This window comes from Streptomyces sp. Ag109_O5-1 (genome assembly GCF_003814875.1).
GTDB lineage: Bacteria > Actinomycetota > Actinomycetes > Streptomycetales > Streptomycetaceae > Streptomyces > Streptomyces sasae.
Window position 1 is genome coordinate 1,595,348 of record NZ_RKQF01000001.1, and the last position, 20,423, is coordinate 1,615,770.

The 20,423-nt window shown below is 69.9% G+C and carries 11 protein-coding genes and 2 pseudogenes; 11 read left to right on the plus strand and 2 right to left on the minus strand.

Going from position 1 to position 20,423, the window contains the following annotated elements; translation table 11 throughout:
• Positions 1-178: 178 nt before the first annotated feature.
• The 8 genes and pseudogenes from EDD90_RS07215 (at position 179) to EDD90_RS07245 (ending at position 10,294) form a co-directional block, all read left to right on the plus strand.
• Positions 179-388, plus strand: coding sequence for a ferredoxin (locus EDD90_RS07215; protein WP_123972300.1), 210 nt, complete (start codon positions 179-181; stop codon positions 386-388).
• Positions 378-1,733, plus strand: a complete 1,356-nt coding sequence (locus EDD90_RS07220) for an NAD(P)/FAD-dependent oxidoreductase (protein WP_123972301.1) — start codon at positions 378-380, stop codon at positions 1,731-1,733. The genes EDD90_RS07215 and EDD90_RS07220 overlap by 11 nt, the downstream gene beginning before the upstream one ends.
• A 30-nt stretch (positions 1,734-1,763) precedes the next feature.
• Positions 1,764-2,948 carry a cytochrome P450 gene (locus EDD90_RS07225; RefSeq protein ID WP_123972302.1) on the plus strand — a complete coding sequence of 395 codons (1,185 nt, stop codon included), beginning with the start codon at positions 1,764-1,766 and terminating at the stop codon, positions 2,946-2,948.
• Positions 2,949-3,228: 280 nt separating this feature from the next.
• Positions 3,229-5,703 carry a SpoIIE family protein phosphatase gene (locus tag EDD90_RS07230; RefSeq protein WP_398924132.1) on the plus strand — a complete coding sequence of 825 codons (2,475 nt, stop codon included), beginning with the start codon at positions 3,229-3,231 and terminating at the stop codon, positions 5,701-5,703.
• A gap of 80 nt (positions 5,704-5,783) precedes the next feature.
• Positions 5,784-8,222 (plus strand): SpoIIE family protein phosphatase, encoded by a 2,439-nt coding sequence (locus EDD90_RS07235; protein WP_123972303.1) that lies wholly within the window; start codon positions 5,784-5,786, stop codon positions 8,220-8,222.
• Positions 8,223-9,031: 809 nt separating this feature from the next.
• Positions 9,032-9,532 (plus strand): annotated as a pseudogene (locus EDD90_RS56860) (BRCT domain-containing protein); the annotation flags it as partial.
• An 11-nt stretch (positions 9,533-9,543) separates the two neighbouring features.
• A pseudogene (locus EDD90_RS58890) lies at positions 9,544-9,690 on the plus strand (5,10-methylene tetrahydromethanopterin reductase); the annotation flags it as partial.
• Positions 9,665-10,294, plus strand: coding sequence for an FMN reductase (locus EDD90_RS07245; RefSeq protein WP_185149584.1), 630 nt, complete (start codon positions 9,665-9,667; stop codon positions 10,292-10,294). The pseudogene EDD90_RS58890 and the gene EDD90_RS07245, both read left to right, overlap by 26 nt.
• Positions 10,295-10,491: 197 nt before the next feature.
• On the opposite strand, the gene EDD90_RS07250 is transcribed toward EDD90_RS07245, so the two are convergent.
• Entirely contained in the window at positions 10,492-11,346 is an 855-nt protein-coding gene (locus EDD90_RS07250; RefSeq protein WP_123972306.1) for an NmrA/HSCARG family protein, read from the minus strand.
• 235 nt (positions 11,347-11,581) lie between these two features.
• Between EDD90_RS07250 and EDD90_RS07255 the strand changes: the two genes are divergently transcribed.
• Together EDD90_RS07255 and EDD90_RS07260 are read left to right on the plus strand one after the other, a co-directional pair.
• Positions 11,582-12,535, plus strand: coding sequence for a DUF5996 family protein (locus EDD90_RS07255; RefSeq protein ID WP_123980988.1), 954 nt, complete (start codon positions 11,582-11,584; stop codon positions 12,533-12,535).
• A gap of 817 nt (positions 12,536-13,352) precedes the next feature.
• On the plus strand, positions 13,353-14,264 hold the full coding sequence (locus tag EDD90_RS07260) for an NAD-dependent protein deacetylase (RefSeq protein ID WP_123972307.1): 912 nt from the start codon (positions 13,353-13,355) through the stop codon (positions 14,262-14,264).
• Positions 14,265-14,931: 667 nt separating this feature from the next.
• Here the strand turns inward: EDD90_RS07260 and EDD90_RS07265 are convergent.
• A complete protein-coding gene (locus tag EDD90_RS07265) occupies positions 14,932-15,909 on the minus strand; it encodes a TrmB family transcriptional regulator (protein WP_123972308.1) in 978 nt (325 codons plus the stop codon).
• A 183-nt stretch (positions 15,910-16,092) separates the two neighbouring features.
• Between EDD90_RS07265 and EDD90_RS07270 the strand changes: the two genes are divergently transcribed.
• Positions 16,093-20,100 carry a S8 family serine peptidase gene (locus EDD90_RS07270; RefSeq protein WP_123972309.1) on the plus strand — a complete coding sequence of 1,336 codons (4,008 nt, stop codon included), beginning with the start codon at positions 16,093-16,095 and terminating at the stop codon, positions 20,098-20,100.
• The last annotated feature ends 323 nt before the right edge of the window (positions 20,101-20,423 follow it).

The window sequence follows — 20,423 nt, forward strand, 5'->3', positions numbered from 1 at the left end:
GGACGGGGCGCCCGGTGCAGCACCTGAACGTCAACTGGGCTTTCGACTTGCGGAGTTGAACACTCTGACCGCTTCGGACCGCCCGGCCCTTTCGTCCTGGCAGCCATGGCATGCGCGCCCGCGCTTCGCGGCTCATGCTGGGAACGAGGGGGGTGGGGCAACGGAGGAAGTGGTGACGATGCGGACCGTTGTCGACCTCACGCGCTGCCAGGGATACGCGCAGTGCGTGTTCCTCGCCCCGGAGGTGTTCGAGCTGCACGGCGAGGAAGGGTTGCTGTACGCCACGGCCGTCCCCGACGACCAGGTGGAACGTGTGCGCCAGGCCGCGGCCGCGTGCCCGGTCCAGGCGATCCTCCTGGGGGAAGAGGTGAGCGGCGGTGTCCGATGACCTCAAGAAGGGCCGCATCGTCATCGTCGGCGCGTCGCTGGCCGGGCTCCGGGCCGCGGAGGCGCTGCGTGAGGAGGGTTTCACCGGCTCGCTGACCGTGGTCGGGGACGAACCCCACGCACCGTACGACCGGCCGCCGCTGTCCAAGCAGGTGCTGCTGGGCCAGGCGACGGCTGACACCACCGGCCTGCCGGTACGCCGGGACCCGGACGCCGAGTGGCGGCTGGGCGTACGCGCCACGGGTGTGGACCTGCTGGCGAAGCGGGTGCTGCTGGAGGACGGCGAGTCACTGCCGTACGACCGGCTGCTGATCGCCACCGGAACCCGCGCACGGCCCTGGCCCGATGCGGAGGAAGCCGCCCTGGACGGGGTGTTCACCCTGCGCACCCGCGAGGACGCCGGGGGACTGGCCGAACGGCTGGCCGCCGGGCCGGAGCGGGTGCTGGTGATCGGCGGCGGCTTCACCGGCTCGGAGATCGCCTCGGCCTGCCGGGAACTGGGGCTTGCGGTCTCGGTCACCGAACGTGGCCCCGCCCCCTTGGTGGGCGCCCTCGGCGGCACCCTGTCGAAGCTCGCGGCCGTCATGCAGCGCAATCACGGCGTCGACCTGCGCACCGGGGTGACGGTCACCGCCCTGAACGGCAACGGCGCCTTCACCGGCGCGCAACTGTCCGACGGCAGCCGCGTGGACGCCGATGTCTGCGTCGTCGCGCTGGGTGCGATCCGCAACGTGGAGTGGCTGGCCGAGTCCGGACTGGCGGCGGGCCCGCGCGGGATCGCCTGCGACGCCGGGTGCCGGGCCTTCAACATGTACGGGATCGTCACGGACGACGTCTTCGTGGCCGGCGACGTCTCCCGCTTCCCCCACCCCCTCTTCGGCTACCAGATGCTCTCCCTGGAGCACTGGGGGAACGCCGTCGAACAGGCCGGGGTGGCGGCGCACAACATGGTCAGTCCGGGGCCGCTGCGCCGCCCGCACCTGTCCATACCGTCGTTCTGGTCGACCCAGTTCGGGCTCAACATCAAGTCGGTGGGAGTGCCCACCTACTCCGACCACGTGGTCATCGCCCAGGGCTCCCTGGAAGCGCGCCGGCTGGCCATGGTCTACGGCTACCAGGGACGGGTCACCGCCGCGGTCACCGTCGACATGGCCAAGTCCCTCGACTACTACCGGCACTTGATAGAGACGGCCGCCGCGTTCCCGCCCCCGCCCGGTGCGGCCGACCGGGCGATCGCGGCCGACATCCCGGTCCCCTCTCTCGTACCGGATCCTTCCGGGCTGTCCCACGGCCCGACCGTCGCGCTCACCGGCCATCTCCCCGACCGCAGACTGACCGTGGTGTAGCCCGCTCCCCGCCGACCACGAGGATCCGCCATGGAATCCGAGACCCTGCTGGCACGGATCACCGACTACGCCAGCCGCCCCGACCCCTACCCGCTGTACGCAGAACTCCGCGACGCCGGTCCCGTCGTGCGGCAGGCGGACGGCAGCCATCTGATCGGCGGCTACCACGAGATCGCCGCCCTGCTCCACGACCCGCGGATGAGTACCGACCCCCGCACCCGCGGCGAAGTGACCCACAAGCCGCCGTTCCTGCGGCTCGACGACCCCGAGCACCACCGGCTGCGCACCCTGGCCATGCGGCCCTTCGGGCCTCCGCACAGCCCCGGCCGCGTCGATTCCCTGCGCGGCGAGATCGACCGGATCAGCGGGGAACTGCTGGAGTCCTTCGAGGCGGGCCGGCAGATCGACATCGTCGACGACTTCGCCTACCCGCTGCCCGTCACGGTGATCTGCCGCCTGCTCGGCGTACCGCGCGAGGACGAGCCGCTCTTCAGGGCCTGGTCGGACGCCTTGGTCACGGCCGCCGACGTCAGGCCCGAAGACGACTCCACCGAGATGGACAAGGCCGGCGACCAGGCGCGGATCGAGATGGGCGGGTATCTTCTGCACCTCGCCGAGCAGCGCCGTGGACATCCGGGCGACGACATGCTCTCCGCCTTCGCCAACGAACCGGACCCGGCCCTGCGGCTCACCCAGGAGGAACTCGCGGAGACCGCCGTGCTGTTGCTCATCGCGGGACACGAGACGACGGTCAACCTGATCACCAACGGATCACTCACCCTGCTGCGCCAGCCCGATCAGCTGGACCGACTGCGCCGCGAACCGGAGTTGCTGCCGCGAGCGGTGGAGGAACTGCTGCGTTACGAGCCCCCGGTGCACATGCGGGAGCGCGTCCCGCACGCGGACATGGACATCGCCGGCACCAGGGTCCCGCAGGGCGCATCCGTCATTCTGGTGCTGGCCTCCGGCAACCGTGACCCCAGGCGGTTCCACGACCCCGACCGGTTCGACCCCACCCGCCCGGACAACCAGCACCTCGGCTTCGGCAGCGGCATCCACCTGTGCTTCGGCGGACCCCTGGCCCGCGTCGAAGCCTACGCCGCGCTCGGCGCGCTGCTTCCGCACCTCGACACGGCGCGCCTGGTCGAGGACCCGCCGCCCTACCGGCAGAACGCCATGCTCCGCGGCCCCCGCCACCTGCCCGTCCGACTGTGAGGCCACCTGACCCCGGCGCTGTCGCGAACCTCGGCGGCGCCGAGGCCGGGCATGTGCAGGCCTGTCGTTGACCGCAGCAGCCGCGCCCCTCCGATCGCCCGCTCACTCCTGAGGGGGGTTGACGCGTAACCGATTACATCTGATTATTTCATCAGAAGTGCTCATAATGCCGCATTCCTGACACATGCCACACCGTGTGCCGCTCCCCCGGACATCGCCGTTCACCTCTGCTGCACACAGGGCCGCCGCGCCACGTGCCGACGCCTCTCACTTCGCACCGATGGGACGCACCGCGATGACGACGACCAACACCGACCCCTCACGCCGCGCCGAGCCGGCGAGCCTCCGCGAGATGCCCGACGCCGCGATAGCGATGATCGACGCCGAGGGCATCGTGGTGGGGTGGACGCAGGCCGCCCAGCAGCTTGTCGGTTACTCGGCCGGGGAGGTGGTGGGCCGTTCCGCCGCGCACGTGCTCCCACCCTCCGAGGACGAGCAGCGAGCGTCGGCGTTCGCCGAACAGTGCCGTGCGCGGGGCGGCTGGTCCGGCACCGCGGCGATCCGCCACCGCGATGGCCACACGCTCAGGATGACGCTGCGGGTCTCGTTGCTGTGGGGGCAGGACGCCGGCAGCCGGTGGCTGGTGTCCGTGACCGACATCGGTTCCCTGTCCTCGGAGGCGACCAGGGGACCGGTGCGGGAGTCGCTCCTCGCGCGTGCGCCGATCGGCATCGTCGTCTATGACCAGCAACTGCGCTGTGTGTGGGTGAACGACGCCATGGAGCGTCAGGACGGCGTGCCTCGTCACCGACGGTTCGGCCGCGGCGTGAAGGACTCACTGCCGGCCGTCGAGGCCGAAGCGCTGGAGGTCGTGATGCGGCAGGTGCTGGGGAGCGGCACCACGAAGGTGCACGAGTACCGCGCGTGGCCGCCGGCGGACCGGCGCCGTGAGCATGCGTTCTCCGCCTCGTTCTTCTGCCTCCAGGGCGCGGACGGTGCCCCACTGGGCGTTTGTTCCATGACCGTGGACGTCACCGGGAACCGCCGGACGCGCGAGCGCCTCGCCATCCTCAGCGAGGCGAGCACGCACATCGGGAGCACCCTCGACGTGATGCGGACCGGGCAGGAACTGGCCGAGCTCGCCGTGCCCCTGCTGGCCGACCACGCCCTTGTCGACCTGGTGGAGTCGGTTCCGTTCGGCGTCGAGCCATCGCCACGGACCGGCACCACGAGTGGCCGTCCGCAGGTGATGCGCCGTGCCGGTCTGGCCTCCGTCGACCTGGGTGTCCTCGAGTTGCCGTGGGCGCGCGAGGAGGTGATCCACGCCCACCCCGACTCGCCGTTCACCGCCGCCCTGCGCACGGGCCGGTCTCACCTGGAACCCGTGCTGAACACCCTTGCCGGCCCATGGGTGGACGACGACCCGGTGCGGGCGCAGAAGGTACGCGACAGCGGCGTCCACTCCTTGATGGTGGTACCCATCCGGGCACGGCGCTGCATGCTCGGCCTGGCACTGTTCGGCCGCTCCGAGGAACAGGCACCGTTCCAGGAGGACGACCTGCTCCTCGCCGAGGAACTCGTCACCCGGGCCGCGCTCTGCCTGGACAACGCCCTCCAGTACGCTCGTGAACGCAGCGCCGCTCTCACGCTGCAGCGCGACCTGCTCCCCCACCGGGTGCAGGGGGGCACGGCCGTAGAGGTCGCCTCACGCTACGTGCCGGCCGACATGGACCACGGCGTGGGGGGTGACTGGTTCGACGTGATCGAGCTGTCCGGCGCCCGGGTCGCTCTCGTCGTCGGCGACGTGGTCGGACACGGCATCAACGCCGCGGCGACCATGGGCAGGCTGCGCACCGCGGTGCGCACGCTCGCGGACCTCGAGCTGCCCCCGGACGAACTGCTGGGGCATCTGGACGACACGGTCCAGCGGCTGAACGACGAGGATGCCGACATGTCCGCGGCGGTGGGCGCCACCTGTCTGTACGCCGTGTACGACCCGGTCACCCGACGGTGCACAGTGGCGCGGGCCGGGCATCCACCGCCCCTGATCGTCGGCGCGCAGGGCGAAGTCACCATCCCCGACCTGCCCGCCGGAGCCCCGCTCGGCCTGGGTCTCGGCCTGGTGCCCTTCGAGTCCGTGGAACTGGAACTGGCCGAGGGGAGTGTGCTCGCCTTCTACTCCGACGGGCTGGTCGAGTCCCGGGACGAGGACATCGACGTCGGGCTGCGCCGCCTGGCCGCCGCCTTGGCGGGACAGCCGAGTACGTCCCTGGAGGACATGTGCTCGCGAGTGATGGAGACGCTGCCGGCTCAGGCACCGGCCGACGATGTCACGTTGCTCCTCGCGCGGACCCGCGCGCTCCACCCCGCTCAGGTCGCCTTCTGGGACCTGCCGAACGGACCGGCCACCGTGCCGGCAGCCCGACACCTGGCCGCCCGTCAGCTCAGGGAGTGGGGCCTGGAGCAGCTCGTGACGTCCGTGGAGTCGGTCGTCAGTGAACTGGTCACCAACGCCATCCACCATGGCGACGGCCCGAACCGTCTACGGCTCATCCAGCACCGCGTTCTGACGTGCGAAGTCTCCGACACCAGCACCGGCCGGCCACGCGCCCGCCATCCCCACACGCTCGACGAGCGCGGCCGCGGCCTCTATCTGGTCGCCCGGCTCTCGCGCAGGTGGGGCTCGCGCTCCGCAACGGACGGCAAGGTCGTCTGGGCCGAACAGGACCTGCCCTCCACGGCCGGCGCCCTGTGAACCGCCGGCGGGCCGGGCGGCCGACGGCCGCCGCACATGCCCTTTCCCGTAGTCGCACGCTCGTGAAGGAAGTCAGAGACATGGACAGAACGAATACGGAAAACGCCGACTCGTCAGACGCCTCCGCGGGAACGACCGGGGTTTCCGGTGCCGGGCCAGGTGGCCGGGTGGCCGCCTTCGACGGCCTGGCAGCCGCCGTCCTGGACGATCGGGGCGCGGTGACGGGATGGACCGAGACGGCAGAGGAGCTGACGGGGTTCCGCGCCGAGGAGGTGTCCGGCCGCCCTGTGCGGGACCTGGTGGCCGATCTCCCCGACGACCAGCGCGGCACCACGCACATACCGACATCCGGCCGGGTACGGCTTCGGCACCGGTGCGGCAACACCATCGACGTCACTTTCCGAACCACACGGGTGACCGGCTCGGAGGAGTTCCTCGTACTGGCGGCACCCGCCCACCACGTCGCCGACCACCAGAACGGCGCGGCGCTCCTGCGCGCGCTGTCCACACAGCACCGGATCACGATCGCTCTGCACGACACGGATCTCACCACCATGCAGACGAACTCCACACCGGGCGGTTTCGACGGTCGTCCCGTACAGCCCGGCACCCGCCGGTACGACGTGCTGGGCCCAGAGGACGCCGAGAACATCGAGGCGGTACTGCGCCAGGTACTCAAGACGGGTGTCCCCGTGCTCCACAGGACCCAGCCGGTGCCCCGGCGCCGGAATCCGTCACGGCGGCACGCACTGTCGCTGACCGCCTTCCGCCTGGAGGACGCGCGAGGACGCCCCACAGGGGTCGCAGCCCTGTACATCGACGACACCGACCGGCTGCGCGCCCGCCGCCATCTTGATCTCACCCGCGAGGTTGCCGAGCGGGTGGGAGGCTCACTGGATGTCGTGCGCACCGCGCAGGACCTTGCCGACGTACTCGTACCCGTCTTCGGAGATCTCGCCGCAGTCGACCTCGCACGGTCCGTCTTCGACGGGGAGGAACCCGCCGAGCGACTGGGCGGCGGAGACCTGCAGCTGCGCAACGCGGCCTTGGCTCCGGCCGCCGCGGTGTGGCCGGCCGGCATCAGGCTCGGCAACCCCGTCCCGCCGCTGTCTGACCATCCCCTTTTGCGCAGCTTCCAGCACGGCGAGACGGTCATCTACGGCCGAGACGACTTCGTCGCCCTGATCGGGGGCCCGCACCTGGCCGAACAGCTCCTCCCACAGGATGCCCGGGCGGTGATGGTGGCACCGCTGTACGCCCGCGGCCTCACCCTCGGCGCGATCGTGGCCTGGCGCACCGGCCGCTCCGAGCTGTTCACCGAGGACGAAAAGGACCTCATGAGGCAGATCGCCTCACGGGGCGCACTCGCCATCGACAACGCCCGCCGTTACACGCGCGAGCACCGGACGGCCGTGGCCCTGCAGCAGAGCCTCCTTCCCCCGGCCACGACCGACACTCCGGCAGCCGAGACCTCCGGCGTCTACCTGCCCACCGGCCGCGGAGCGGGCACCAGGGGCGACTGGTATGACGCCATCCCCCTGCCCTGTCTCCGACTGGCCCTCGTCGCCGGAGACGTGATCGGCCACGGCATACCCGCAAGCGCCACCATGGGCCGCCTGCGCGCCGCCATCCAGCCCCTCGCAGACCTCGAACTGGAACCGGACGAACTGCTCAGCCGGATCGCGGACCTGGTCCAGCGCCTCGCGGCCGAAGCACCGCCCGGCAACCACGACGTCGTCGGCGCCACCTGCCTGTACGCGATCTACGATCCGGTCACCGGAAGCTGCGCCATGGCCAGTGCCGGGCACCCGCCCCCCGTCCTGGTCCGGCCCGACGGGACCGCCGAAGCCGTCGGCATTGTTCCAGGGCCACCACTCTCCGTCTGCGGCATGCCGTACGAGACCACCACGATCGACCTGGAGCCGGGCAGTGTCCTCGCGCTCTACACCGACGGCCTGGTCGATCGGCACACGGACGACGTCGACGACGGGCTCCGGCGACTGACCGATGCACTCGCCGTGTCCTGCCGCCCGGACCGTGATCTGGACGAAACCGGCCGTGCACTCCTAGCCGATCTGGTGGACGAAGCACCGCGTGACGACGCGACCCTGCTGCTGGCACGCACCCGCACCGTAGCGGCGGGGGACACCGCTGCCTGGCAGATCCCAGCCGATCCTGCTGCCGTCTCCGAGGCTCGGCAGTGGGCGACCCGCCAACTCACCGCATGGGGGTTGGACGACCTCCTCTTCCCCACCGAACTCATCGTCAGCGAACTGGTCACCAACGCGATCCGATACGGCCGTCCGCCGGCGGAACTGCGGCTGATCCGCCACAACGTTCTGGTCTGCGAGGTCACTGACTCCAGCAGCACCCAACCCCGCCTGCGCCGCGCCCGCACCACCGACGAGGGCGGCCGCGGCCTGTTCCTCGTCGCCCAGCTCGCCGAGCGCTGGGGCTGCCGCCATGGCCGGAACCGCAAGACGATCTGGTCCGAGCAGCCCGTCGACTGCTCCCGCTGATCCCGCCCAACGGGAAGACGCTGTGAACGATGTGTGCTCTCGCCGATGGAACCGGGAAAGTCACGTTCCGATCCACCGCGTCGCGGCCCCGGTGACCTCCTCGGGGCTGTAGGTGCGCAGCAGTTCGTTCAGCGAAACAGTCCAGACGTGCTCGGCGCATGGACCGGTCACGCACCAATGAGCCGTGTGCATCGTGAATTCGCAGGTCATGGGCCTGGTGTGCGGGGCGATTCGGGTAGTGGCGCCGGTCGGCGGCCGATAGCTGTGCCGTAGATCACCGGGCAGGTCTGGTTCTGGCGGGATGCCGGGGTTCGGCTGCGCCTGCGCCTGCCCCCGCCTACGATCCGTCAGCAGGTCGGCACGCCATGAGAGCGCGGGAGGCTGCGGGGATGCAGGAGCGACAGTGGACCACCGCTCGCCGGAGCGAAGTGGACGCCCTTGCTGAGCAGTTGGCCAAGCAGCTGCGGGAAGTTCAGGTCGAGCGGGACGAACTGGCGATTGCAGAGCGGGTGTTGAACCGCCTGTCCGAGCAGGCTGAACAGGCCCAGGCGGAGGCTGCCGCTCCGGTATCAGCAAGGATGGCCGGGCGGGCGGTATTGCTCACCCCGCACCGTAGCGACGCGGCCGACGAGTCCGCGCTGCCAGACGCCTACCGCAGGATCCTGGCGATCGTGCGGGAGGCCGATGGCCCGGTGCAGGTCAGGGCGGTCGGCGAGCGGCTGGGTCTGGACGCCTCGGTGCGCGGCAGGCTGGAGCCGCTGCGGGCGAAGACGGCCAAGCTCGCCGACCCGCGGCTGGCTGCGCATAGGGCGAGGAAGTTGGCGACGCCCATGGACAACGTCCGTGCCGCCGACACCGAGACGATGCAGCAGGTCGACGGCATCGGTGTGGAGAAAGCCCCCTCGATCGTCGCGGAACTGGCCGAACTCGCCCCGCTCATCGACAAGCTCGTCGCCGCCGCAGTGAACATGACCGAACCCGACGCCACCCCGCCCACTCCTGCGGCCGACGGCACCCTGGTCGACGGCGGCAGCCCGGCGGGCGCGGACACGGCAGGTGATCCCCTGGCCGGGATGACGGTCGTGGTCACCGACACGATGACCGGTCCACTGGAGAAGCTCCGCCGCAACGAGATGAACGAGCTCATCGAACGCGCCGGCGGACGCTCCTCCTCCAGCGTTTCCAAGAAGACCACCCTCGTCGTCGCAGGCGAAAATGCGGGATCCAAGCGTGCCAAGGCCGAGCAACTCGGCACCCGCCTCGCGACCCCCGACGAGCTCGCCGCACTCGTCGCCGACTACCTCAACTGAGGCCCCCGGCACACGCCGGGCTGCCGCTGAAGACCGTCCTGGAACAGATCGACATGCTCGGCGAGGAGGTCGTACCCGTACTGCGCTATGAGTTCGCCGTCGGACGCCCCGGAAGCGCCGACCCACCGGTCCCTGTTCGCAGGCCGCATGAAGCTCGTCACCGTATCCGCGGGTCTGAGCACCCCCTCCTCTACCCGCCTGCTGGCGGACCGTCTCACCGACACGGTCCTCGACGAGCTCGCCGATCAAGGCCACAAGGCGGACGTGGATGTCATCGAGGTGCGTCTCCTGGCTGTCGCCATCGCCAACAACCTCGTCACCGGATTCCCCCCACCGCAGCTGGCCGACGCGATCGAAGCGGTGACGAGCGCCGACGGCCTGGTCACCGTGACACCGGTGTTCAGTGCCTCGTACAGCGGACTGTTCAAGTCCTTCTTCGATCTGATCGATCCGGGCGCGCTCACGGGCAGGCCGGTCCTGATCGGAGCGACGGGTGGCACTCCCCGCCGCTCTCTCGTCCTGGAACACGCGCTGCGCCCGCTCTTCACCTACCTGCGGACCGTGGTCCTCCCGACCGGCGTGTACGCGGCGTCGGAGGACTGGGGTTCAGGCAGCGACGCGCACACCAAAGGCCTGCCCGCACGCATACGCCGAGCGGGCCGGGAAATGGCCTCGATCCTGGCCACCGGAGCAGCCCATCCCCTGCCCGAGGACGACCTCACCGGGTCCAAGAAGCAGCTCAGCGATCTGCGCTTCGACTGAGCGCACCCCAGGGCATCCCTGTCGGTCAACGGCGCATGAGGGCCAACGTCCTCCACGGCTTCGAGGGCTTCGGCATCCGGCCCACCAGAACCGGTGGCCCCGGCTGCGCACCTGCGGCCTGCGCTCAGCCGCTCGTCTGGGTCCTTGGTCCCGCCGAATCCAGTGGCGGCTGTGATCGTCAACTGCGAGGCGGCCTGTCATGGTGCCGATGAGAAGGTGCTCACGGCCCAGTCGGCGAACGACGTCCAGGGCAGATCGGGATGGGCGGCGTGCAGCGCCGGCACGTCGACGCGGTAGCCGTGGCCACGCAGGAACGCCCACATCGCCCGCATGTCGTCGTTGCCGATCTCTTCGAGCTGCACTTCGTTGTGGCGAACGGTCCGACCGAGCGCCGTGCTCAACGTGGCGGCCATTTCACCGGGCGTGGGGGCGTCGCCGGCGAGTTCGATACGCTGTCCTATGAACGTGTCAGGTGCGACGAAGACGGCGGCGGTGAACTCACCCAGGTCGGGACGTGCCAGTTGTTGCAGCGGGCGGTCCGGGGGAAGCGGCAGATCGAGCACCCCCTGGAGAATCCGATCCACGTCGCCGAGGGCATTGTCGAAGAAATAGGTGGGACCCAAGATCGTGTAGGGCACCTCGCCTGCGGCCAGTTCCCGTTCGATCACTGCCTTGGTCTCGAAGTGCGGCACGCCAGTGTCCTGGTCGGCACCTGCGACGGAACTGAAGACCAAATGCGGCACACGGGCCTCATGGGCAGCGGTGAGAATAGCCCGGCCCTGTGCGATCTCGGCGGCCGGCCCTGACTCGAAGGGCGTGGTCATCGCAAACACGCCAGCTACTCCCCGCATGGCTGAGGCCAGGGACTCGCGGTCCCCGAGATCTCCGCCGACAACCTCGACGTCGCGGGCGGCCAGGCGCCGGGCCGAAGCGGATTGAAGGTTGCGGACCATGCCACGGACGGCCACACCGCGCGACAGCATCGCGCTGACGACGGCACTGCCCTGCCCTCCGGTGGATCCGAGTACCAACACCGGCTGGTCGACATTCATGACGAAGACTCCTTCCGAAACGGCCCTACCGGGCCTCGCCGCCTCTGGTGAGGCTGGGCCGTTGGATCACCGTCCTGGCGAGGCGGGCACAGTGGCTGCTCGTGGGGCATACCGCGCGTTCCGGTGAGCGCACGGGTTGCCTGATTCTTCGGCTGAGGGCAGCGTGGTCGGTATCGGTCAGTTGTCCTGGGAGGTGTGTGCTGTGGCCATTGTCTCCCCTGGGGCGTCGCGGACGATGTGGCCGCGGCTGCGGGTCGCCGACTGGACCGAGACTCGGGAAACACTGCACATGTGGACCCAGATCGTCGGCAAGATCCGGCTGGCCCACGCGCCCCTGGTCAATCACTGGTGGCAGGTCACCATGTACGTCAGCCCGCGCGGCCTGACCACGTCGGCGGTCCCCTACCGCTCAGGGATCTTCGACATCGAGTTCGACTTCCTCGACCATCAGCTGCGTGTCCGCAGCAGCGACGGCGCCAGCCGCAGCGTGGGCCTGGAGCCGAGACCGGTGGCTGATTTCTACCGCGACACGATGCACGCCCTGGGTGAGCTGGGAATTGAGACAAAGATACTGGCGTCTCCGAACGAGGTGGACCCGGCGATCCCCTTCGCCGAGGACTACCAGCACGCTTCCTACGACCCGAGCGCCGCACAGCTCTTCTGGCAGCAGCTGCTGCAGGCCAACCGGGTGCTGGGGGAGTTCCGCTCGTGCTTCGTCGGCAAGGTCAGCCCAGTGCACTTCTTCTGGGGTGCGATGGACCTGGCCTGCACGAGGTTCTCAGGACGGGCGGCCCCGCCGCATCCTGGCGGCGCCCCGAACTGCGGTGACTGGGTAATGGTGGAAGGCTACTCCCGCGAGCTGAGCAGCTGTGGTTTCTGGCCCGGCGGCGGTGAAGAGGGGGCCTTTTACTCGTACGCCTATCCCGAGCCGGATGGCTTCGCCGCGCAGCCGGTCACCCCGGCCGACGCGTTCTACAGCCCTGACCACGGTCAGTTCGTTCTCCCGTACGAGGCGGTGCGCACTGCAGCCGACCCAGACCGGGTACTGACTGGTTTCCTGCACACGACCTACGCGGCTGCTGCGGAACGCGGCGGCTGGGACCGGGCAGCCTTGGAAGAGGACCCGAACCGGTGGCGACAGCACCGTAGATCATCACCCACGGTGAGCATGCATCGTGATCGGCAATGACCTGGCGGCAGCGGTGGACCGGCCGGTGGTGGGGCCGTCCCCTGGCCGGCACTTCGCCGGGCCCGGCAGCCACGGCGTTGGCCTCACCGCCTGCCGCCCGGCCCGAAGCCCTTCACCCGAACCGTGGCACCCCTGAGTCCCGGGGCGTAGGCGCTGCCCGGGCAATCAGACTCCGAAAGCGAAGCCGCGGCACAACCGGCGAAAGACCAAGGTCAGGACCGAATGGGTTGAGAGGGCAGTCCACGCCTCCGCGAAATCTCCACATGAACCCGACACGAACCCCTACGGCTTCTCACTGTGAAGACGCAGGTCAGCGCGTTGCCTGCGCCGAGGTCGCCATCCCCCTGGGCGGCCACATGCGGCGTCCGTAAGCAAAATGCCTGGTCAACGTACTGATCCTGCATTTCTACTGTGTGTCCGAGGGGGGACTTGACGACTAACGATACGGTCGTGGTGGCGCAAGGACGACTCTGGTCACAGAGTCCGCCCCACCGACCAGGCAGCGCGAGTCAAAGTCGATGCCATTGACGGGATCACTCGCCGTGGTGGCCGGGGTTTGTCGATCTGGCGCTGCAAGACAGCCAGCTGCTGGCGCGGCGTCAAGATCTCGATGTCCTTGTGCACAGCGTTCATCGGCAGCAGCCGGATGAAATGAAGGCGAACACGCTCGACACGGCGAGACAGGGCAGTCGCAACAGCACGATCCACCAGCCTGACACGCCCATCCGGCGATCACTGACCGTTCCCGAGAATCTGCAGGTCACAGACCATGGATGGGGTTTTCGGCACCCGCAAGCCTGTTTCGTACCCTGGTGGCATGCGCATGCGCCCCACTCTGAGCTGGACCCCTGCCGAGGACCTGCCGCCAGGCACCACAGATCTCAAGCCGGTCGCCGATGTGCTGAGCACCGGCGGTGTGCTGGTACTCAGCGGGGCGGGCATCTCCACGGAGTCGGGCATCCCCGACTACCGGGGCGAGGGCGGGAGCTTGAGCCGGCACACCCCGATGACCTACCAGGACTTCACCGCCAGCGCCCAGGCCCGGCGCCGGTACTGGGCGCGCAGCCACCTCGGCTGGCGCACCTTCCGCCGCGCCCACCACAACGCCGGGCACCGGGCCGTGGCCGCGTTCGGGCGGCACGGTCTGCTCTCGGGTGTGATCACCCAGAACGTCGACGGCCTGCACCAGGCCGCCGGCAGCAAGGGCGTCGTGGAACTCCACGGAAGCCTGGACCGGGTCCTCTGCCTTTCCTGCGGCGCCTTCAGCCCGCGCCACGAACTCGCCCGGCGGCTGGCGGCGGTCAATGTGGGCTTCGAGCCGGTGGCCGCCGGAATCAACCCGGACGGTGACGCCGACCTCACCGACGAACAGGTCGGGGACTTCCGCGTGCTGCCCTGCACGATCTGCGGCGGCATCCTCAAACCGGACGTGGTGTTCTTCGGCGAAGCCGTTCCGCCGCAGCGTGTCGAGCACTGCCGCAACCTGGTCCGTGAAGCAACCTCGCTGCTGGTCCTGGGCTCCTCACTGACGGTGATGTCCGGGCTCCGGTTCGTCCGTCAGGCAGCCCAGGCCGGAAAGCCGGTACTCATCGTCAACCGGGACCCGACCCGGGGCGACCAGCACGCCCTCACCCGGGTTGCGCTCCCGCTGGGAACGGCCCTCACCACCGTGGCCGACCGGCTTGGCATCCCCATCGACGGCCCAGCGACCGCCTGGGTGAAGTCGTGACGGTGGCGCGCGTCACCACAGTTCACCACGCCAGCCCTTCGGAGCCATGCAGAGCCGCAACTGCGGGTGCCGACGCCTGTAGGGTCGTACCGCTTCAGAATGGCTGCACAGCCTGTGACCTGGGAGAACGCTCCGCGGGCCGATCGGGCGCCATCGGACGTTGTGCTCGTACGAATGCTCTACCTGATCGCCAAAAGTTCACGCGATCGACGGCTGCGTCCACGAGCGGCTGGGGATCTTCGCCAGCCGGAAACACGGCCGGCGGGGCCGGAACTGGACCACCCGCTACACCTATGGGTGGATCAGGCGGTTCGCGGTCTACCGCCTGATGGGAAACGTGCACTGGGCGACGGCGCATGCCCGCCGGTGAACGATGTCGGAAAGCGGGATGCGGGAGAACCACATGCCCGGTTTGAAGCGGCGGGGACTGGAGATGGAGCAACAGCCACCGCGCCAGTCCCCGACCCTACTACGGCCGTGTCAGCCCGTCGGCCGGTAGTGCAGTGCCCCAGCACCGCCGCCAGTTGGGCGAACTGCTCCTTCAGGCGCTTTCGGCGCGCTTGGCCGCCACCACGCACTCGTTCACCCTGCCGTCTTCGTGCACCACGGCCACCATCAGCCGGGGACGGGCCGCCCTCCGGAGACGCCCGCCGTGTCCACCACCCGTTCACTGGAGCCAGCCGCGGCGGGCCGCCTGGGCCGCTGCCTGGAAGCGCGTGTCGGCGCCCAGTTCCGCCATCAGCCGGTGGATACGGCGCTGGGTGGTGCGCTGACTCCAGCCCTGGGTACGGGCAATGGCAGCGTCAGAGCAACCGGAGGCGAGAAGTCTGAGCAGGGCGAGGGCGTCGGCATCGGGACTGCCAGGTCGTGCGACCGGGGACCTGGTGTCCTGAAGCGGTGTCGCGCGTTCCCACTCGGCCTCGAACAGGGCTTCCAGGGCGACGAGCATCGGTGAGCGGTGGATGAGATACGCGGCGGAATGGCCGCCGGGCGCGAGACTGAAGGGGATTATCGCCGACCTGTCGTCCGAGATCACCAGTTTCAGCGGCAACTCGGCGAGCACCCGCGCCTGTTCGCCGGTGCGTATGCTCGGCAGGATGTCGTCCTGGAGCCGGCCCGGCCAGTCCATCGCGGCCCGATCGTAGATCACGCGGTGGGCGACGCCTGTGCGCTGCCGCTGACGCTGGTTCTCCAGGTTGCTTCCGGGGCGGTCGACATAGGGAGGCCGGTCGAAGGCGCGGAGCTGGCGCCGGGCACCCTCTGTCAGCCGGTGGACGGCCGCGCTGACGTCCTCGTGGCTGGTGAGCAGCTCCACCGCCATGTTCGGGTCGCTGATCCGGTGCGCCTCACGGTGCTTGTCGGCGAGCTGTTGCACCAGGGAACGGGCAGCGTCGAGTCGGCGCTCGCGTTCCTGGATCAGCTCGGTGACCGCCACATCGGGAGCGGCGGCCGTGAAGCGGGGCGGGCGGCCCGCGGACCTGGTGGCAAGTCCGTCCTTGACCAGAGTGGACAGCAACCTGCCGACCGCGCCCACGCTCATCCCGCAAGCTCCGGCGACCTGCGAGGCCGTGCTGCGGGGCAGCCCGACCAGAGCGGTGTAGACGAGTTGTGTTTCGGCGCCGAGTCCGACGACGTCAAATTCCATTTCCACTCCGGTGGTTCCTGGCAATCAGCCGCCACCTGGCGGAAGTCGGCCACAGCCGCATTCTTGCGCCCGGTCCGCTTCCGTTGGCATCTTCCCCTGAAGAAAAGGGGCGTTGTTCTGCGGTGACGCGCAGGCACACGTCCCTGTCGTGTGTCAGCACACCGAACAGCAGAAGGTGCCCCTATGCTCCATGCCCGACCACCGGCCCTCAGGCTCCTTTGTGCCTGCGCCGTCCTCGCCCTCACCGTCGCCGGCACCGCCGGGGCCCTTCCCGCATCCGCCGCATCGCCCACCTCCTCCACTTCCCTGGGCGACACTCCCGCCACGCAGGCGTCGCCCACACCCGACAAACAGCGGCATGGCGTCGTTCCCGGCCAGATCCTGGTCACCCTGGACCAGCAGACCTCGGTCACCGGTCCTCTCCTGCACGGCACCCGAATCGCCGCCCGGACCCCGCAGACCAACCGCGCGGCGCTCAACGCCGAGTTCCGGGCCATCGGCGCCACATCACTGCACCCGCTGGTCCAAGGCGACGACGCCGGGCTGTCCCGTACCTACGTCCTCACCACCGGCCGGCGCGACTCCACCGCCGTCGCCCGGTCCCTGCGCGGCACCCAAGGAATCGCCGACGCCGAGCCCGATCGCTACGTCAACACCATGAACACCGGAGCGCGGCCGCTGCCTTCCACGGCGATCGGCTCCTTCCCTGCCGCGGCCCGTACCGACTCCGCCAGGACGAGCAAGGCGACGGCGTCCGCGGACGCCGTGCCGGCCAACGCCGCACTCACCACCTCCGCCCAGGCGTTCCTCAACTCCGGCGGCGTGGACGCGATCGGTGCCTTCTCCCTGCTCCAGAGCCGTTACGGCCAGCAGCCCGGCACCGGCGAGACCATCACGAACGTCTCGATAGGCGACCTCACCGACCAGTCGATGGCCGACGCCGGCGACTCGTATGTTCAGGCCAATGGCCCGACCACTGTCCTCAAGGACGGTCAGCGCTACCTCGACCTGCCGTCGATGCCGCTCATCCCCACCTATGTGGCCGAGGACTCCGGCGGTCTGGACGGCGCCGCGTCCACCGAACAACAGGACCCGTCTCTCGACGAGGTCCTGCTCGACTTCAGCGTCATGGCACCGCTCGCCCACGACCGGCAGCGCCCCGAGGCGACCGGCAGCGGCTACACCGATCTTCTGGGCATCGCCCCCGGGGCCGACTACCGACTGGTCGTTCCGCAGCAGCCGACCACCGACCGGATCGCGGGCGCCCTCCTGGCCGCCGCCCACCAGTCGCCCAAGCCCGACGTGATCACCGCCAGCCTCGGCTTCGGCACCGACGCCGACGGTTACGCCGGGCGCTACCTCGAGGACGACCCGGTCATCCGCTCCGTCGTCACCTCCATCGTCCACGACGACGGAATCGTGGTGTCCATCTCCTCCAACGACGGCACCCGCCTGTACACCCCCGCCTCCATCGGACCCGACGGCGGAAGCACCCCCACCGACCTCGCTCCCGACAGCCGCTCCGCCACCACCATCGCCGACGACGCGGAGTCCACGACCCCCTCACGGGTACCCGACAGCGGGGCGATAGCCGCAGGCGGCAGCACGCTCGACGACACCCTGGCAGCAGGAGCGCGGGGCGACGCCACCACCGCCGAGACACGGCTCAGCGGCTTCGGTACCTTCTCGTCGGGATTCGGCAGCCGTGTCGACCTCTCAGCCCCCAGCGACAACATCCTGGCCTTCACCCACCCGTCCCGGGGCACCGCGCAGGACGTCGACGTGTCCCTGAACGGCGGCACGTCCGCCTCCGCCCCCGAGATCGCCGCCGCGGCAGCCGTCGTGCTGCAGGCCGGGCGGCTCGGCGGCCACCGTCTGACTCCCGCACAGGTACGGGACATCCTGGAGAAGACCGGCCGCACGGTCTCCACCCCGCCGCAGATCGACCGCACGCTGCACATCGGCCCGCAGGTCGACGTGACGGCCGCGGCCGAGAAAGCGCTGGGCCGGCACTCCGGGTCCCCGTCGCTGGTGCGCCTGTCCGTCGCGCACCGCGTCACCATCGGCGACCTCGGCGGCGCTTTCACGGAGACCACCGACCCAGGCCGCATCGACCTCGGCGACCGCTCCGCCGGCGGCAACGGCGAGGGTCTCGTCGGCCCGGTCACCTTCGCCGGTGACACCACCGGAGTGCCCGACCATGCCCGGTACACCCTCACCGTCGGCTCGACGGTCTTCCGCTCCGCCGATCCCGCGATACGCGTGACACCGGCCCAGCTCCTGACCGCCGCCGGTCTGCCCCTCACCTCCGCCACGGACCGGCAGATCACGGTGACCTACCGGGTCCTGGTCCAGGGACGCACTCGCGCAAGCACCACCCGTACCCTTGCCATCGGCCCGAGCGACGGCACCTACGCGGAGGCCACCGCCCCCAAGGCTCCCGCGACGGTCGCCGCCGGACACCCGGTCACCGTCTCGTACGACCTCACGGGTGTCGCGTCGGTCTCCGCCCCGCAGCTCGTGGTGTCCACGGTCGGCCACTGGAACCCGAGCCTCGCACCCATTTTCACCGCCGGCTGGCACCAGGCACTGACCGCGGCCAAGGGAACGGTGACGATTCCCGCGCAGGCCTTCGCGAACGGCGGCGGCCTCTACGGCATCGGCATCGCCCAGAAGGGCTTCGGCGGCAAACCGACGTCCGTCGCCTACGGGGAATTCGCCCCGATCCGAGTGGACGGCGGCACGGCGGCCGACCGCCCGGCCGCACCGGTCCTCACCGGGGCGGGCGGCGTCGCCGGCCACGTCGCTGAAGTATCCCGTGCCGCCTCCGGATTCACGCTCCGCTACGACGTGCGGAACGTCAGAGGGGCGCAGGCTGCCGAGGTGGAGTTCTCCGCACCGGCCCCCACCCTGCACGGCACCTACAACACCTTCACCAACGCCAACGGCACCCAGCTCGATCACGACGGCGTGAACACCCCCTCGGTGTTCCACCGGAGGCTCTCCGTCACCTCGGGGTCGGTGCGACTGGATGCCGCGGCACTGGGACTCGGCAGCTCGGACAGCTACAACGTCCGGGTGCTGGCCCTCGGCCGTGACGGTCAGGTCGTGGGTCAGGCGTCCCCGCTGTCGACACTGGCCTTCGACGACGGGATCGCGCCCGACTACGCGTGGGTGCAGAGCTTCGCCGCGGCCGGTTCCCGCTCCGTCGCGGCGCTCGTCACCGCCTCGGGCGGCACCGAGGTCCGCCACTACTCGACGGCGACCGGAAACTACGGCGACGTCATCACCTCCGACCCCGGCTCCGGATCGTCCTACGAGGTCGTGGGAGCCACCGCGAACCGCGTGCTGCTGGTCCACCGAGCCTCGGCCGACGGCGATGCGCGGGTGGAGACCTGGAACACCACGACGGACTCGCTCACCGGCGTCACCGTGCTGCCGGCCGCCAAGTACAGCTACCTCACCGGCCGGGTGGACACCGTCCACGGCAGGGGCGCCCTGCTCCTGCACGGAGCCGACAAGACCGACCTGGTCCTGCCCGTCGACCTCGGCGCGGGCAGCACCGGCGATCCGATCGCGGCCGACCCGAGCGGGGTCGCCGCCGGAACGTACACCCTGCTGACCGTCGACTCCTCCACCGGGAACGTCTTCCTGGCCAAGTCCGCCGGGCCCTACAACTGCCTCGGCGGAATCACCCCGGCCAGGATCGACCTGACCGCCCGGACCGTGACCGGCTTCGGCAGCACCTCCGCGTGCAGCCACGGCATCGCCTCCAACGAGGCCGGGTCACTGATCAATCTCTCGGCAGCCGTCCCCAGCATCAACATCGTCCCCACGGGCGCGCTCGGTCCGCTCGACGAGAAGACCGGTGAGGCCGGCGATTTCATCACTCTGCGCCTGGGCAAGCCCTCGGCCCTCGCGGTCGACGGCACCCACCGGATCGCCGTGGTCTCGTACACGACGCCGGCGGGCACGGCGTACTTCGGCTCGGGAATGTGGGTGCCTGACAACAACGCCACCGGCCAGCTCGCCGTAGTGGATCTCACGACCGGAACGGTGGTCCGTACACTGACCGGCTTCGCCATCGGCTCCCACGGCGGGGCCGAAAACGCCCTTCAGCTGGATCCCAGGACCAGGACCGGCTGGACGTACGGCCCGGGCGACCAGCAGATCCAGCAGTTCAGCTACTGACCCGTCGACCTTGTGGGGCTCGCAAAGTCATCGCTGCAGGTGGGAGCCTGCGTGCTGAGCAATCGGCAGTGGCTGGGATGCTTGCACGCGTGATCACCTCGCTGCTGCACCGGGCCACCCGTGCGCTGCTGTCCGTGCCAGCGGTACTGCGGCGCCGGTAGTTCGCCAAGGATGCCGAACTACTGGTGCTGCGGCACGAGAAACGCGGTGCTGCGACGGCAACTCACCAGTCCGATCCGCTACGAGCCCGCCGACCGGTTCTGGCTGGCCGCGCTGTCGTCGCTGATACCGCAGACCGGTGGCTTCGCTCGTCTGTCGGCTCA

What these genes read in the sequence shown, in the direction of transcription:
- EDD90_RS07215 (WP_123972300.1), top strand. Translation starts at nt 179, where the DNA reads ATGCGGACCGTTGTCGACCTCACGCGCTGCCAGGGATACGCGCAGTGC.
- EDD90_RS07225 (WP_123972302.1), top strand. Translation starts at nt 1,764, where the DNA reads ATGGAATCCGAGACCCTGCTGGCACGGATCACCGACTACGCCAGCCGC.
- EDD90_RS07230 (WP_398924132.1), top strand. Translation starts at nt 3,229, where the DNA reads ATGGGACGCACCGCGATGACGACGACCAACACCGACCCCTCACGCCGC.
- EDD90_RS07235 (WP_123972303.1), top strand. Translation starts at nt 5,784, where the DNA reads ATGGACAGAACGAATACGGAAAACGCCGACTCGTCAGACGCCTCCGCG.
- EDD90_RS07250 (WP_123972306.1), bottom strand. Translation starts at nt 11,346, where the DNA reads ATGAATGTCGACCAGCCGGTGTTGGTACTCGGATCCACCGGAGGGCAG.
- EDD90_RS07255 (WP_123980988.1), top strand. Translation starts at nt 11,582, where the DNA reads ATGTGGCCGCGGCTGCGGGTCGCCGACTGGACCGAGACTCGGGAAACA.
- EDD90_RS07260 (WP_123972307.1), top strand. Translation starts at nt 13,353, where the DNA reads ATGCGCATGCGCCCCACTCTGAGCTGGACCCCTGCCGAGGACCTGCCG.
- EDD90_RS07265 (WP_123972308.1), bottom strand. Translation starts at nt 15,909, where the DNA reads ATGGAATTTGACGTCGTCGGACTCGGCGCCGAAACACAACTCGTCTAC.
- EDD90_RS07270 (WP_123972309.1), top strand. Translation starts at nt 16,093, where the DNA reads ATGCTCCATGCCCGACCACCGGCCCTCAGGCTCCTTTGTGCCTGCGCC.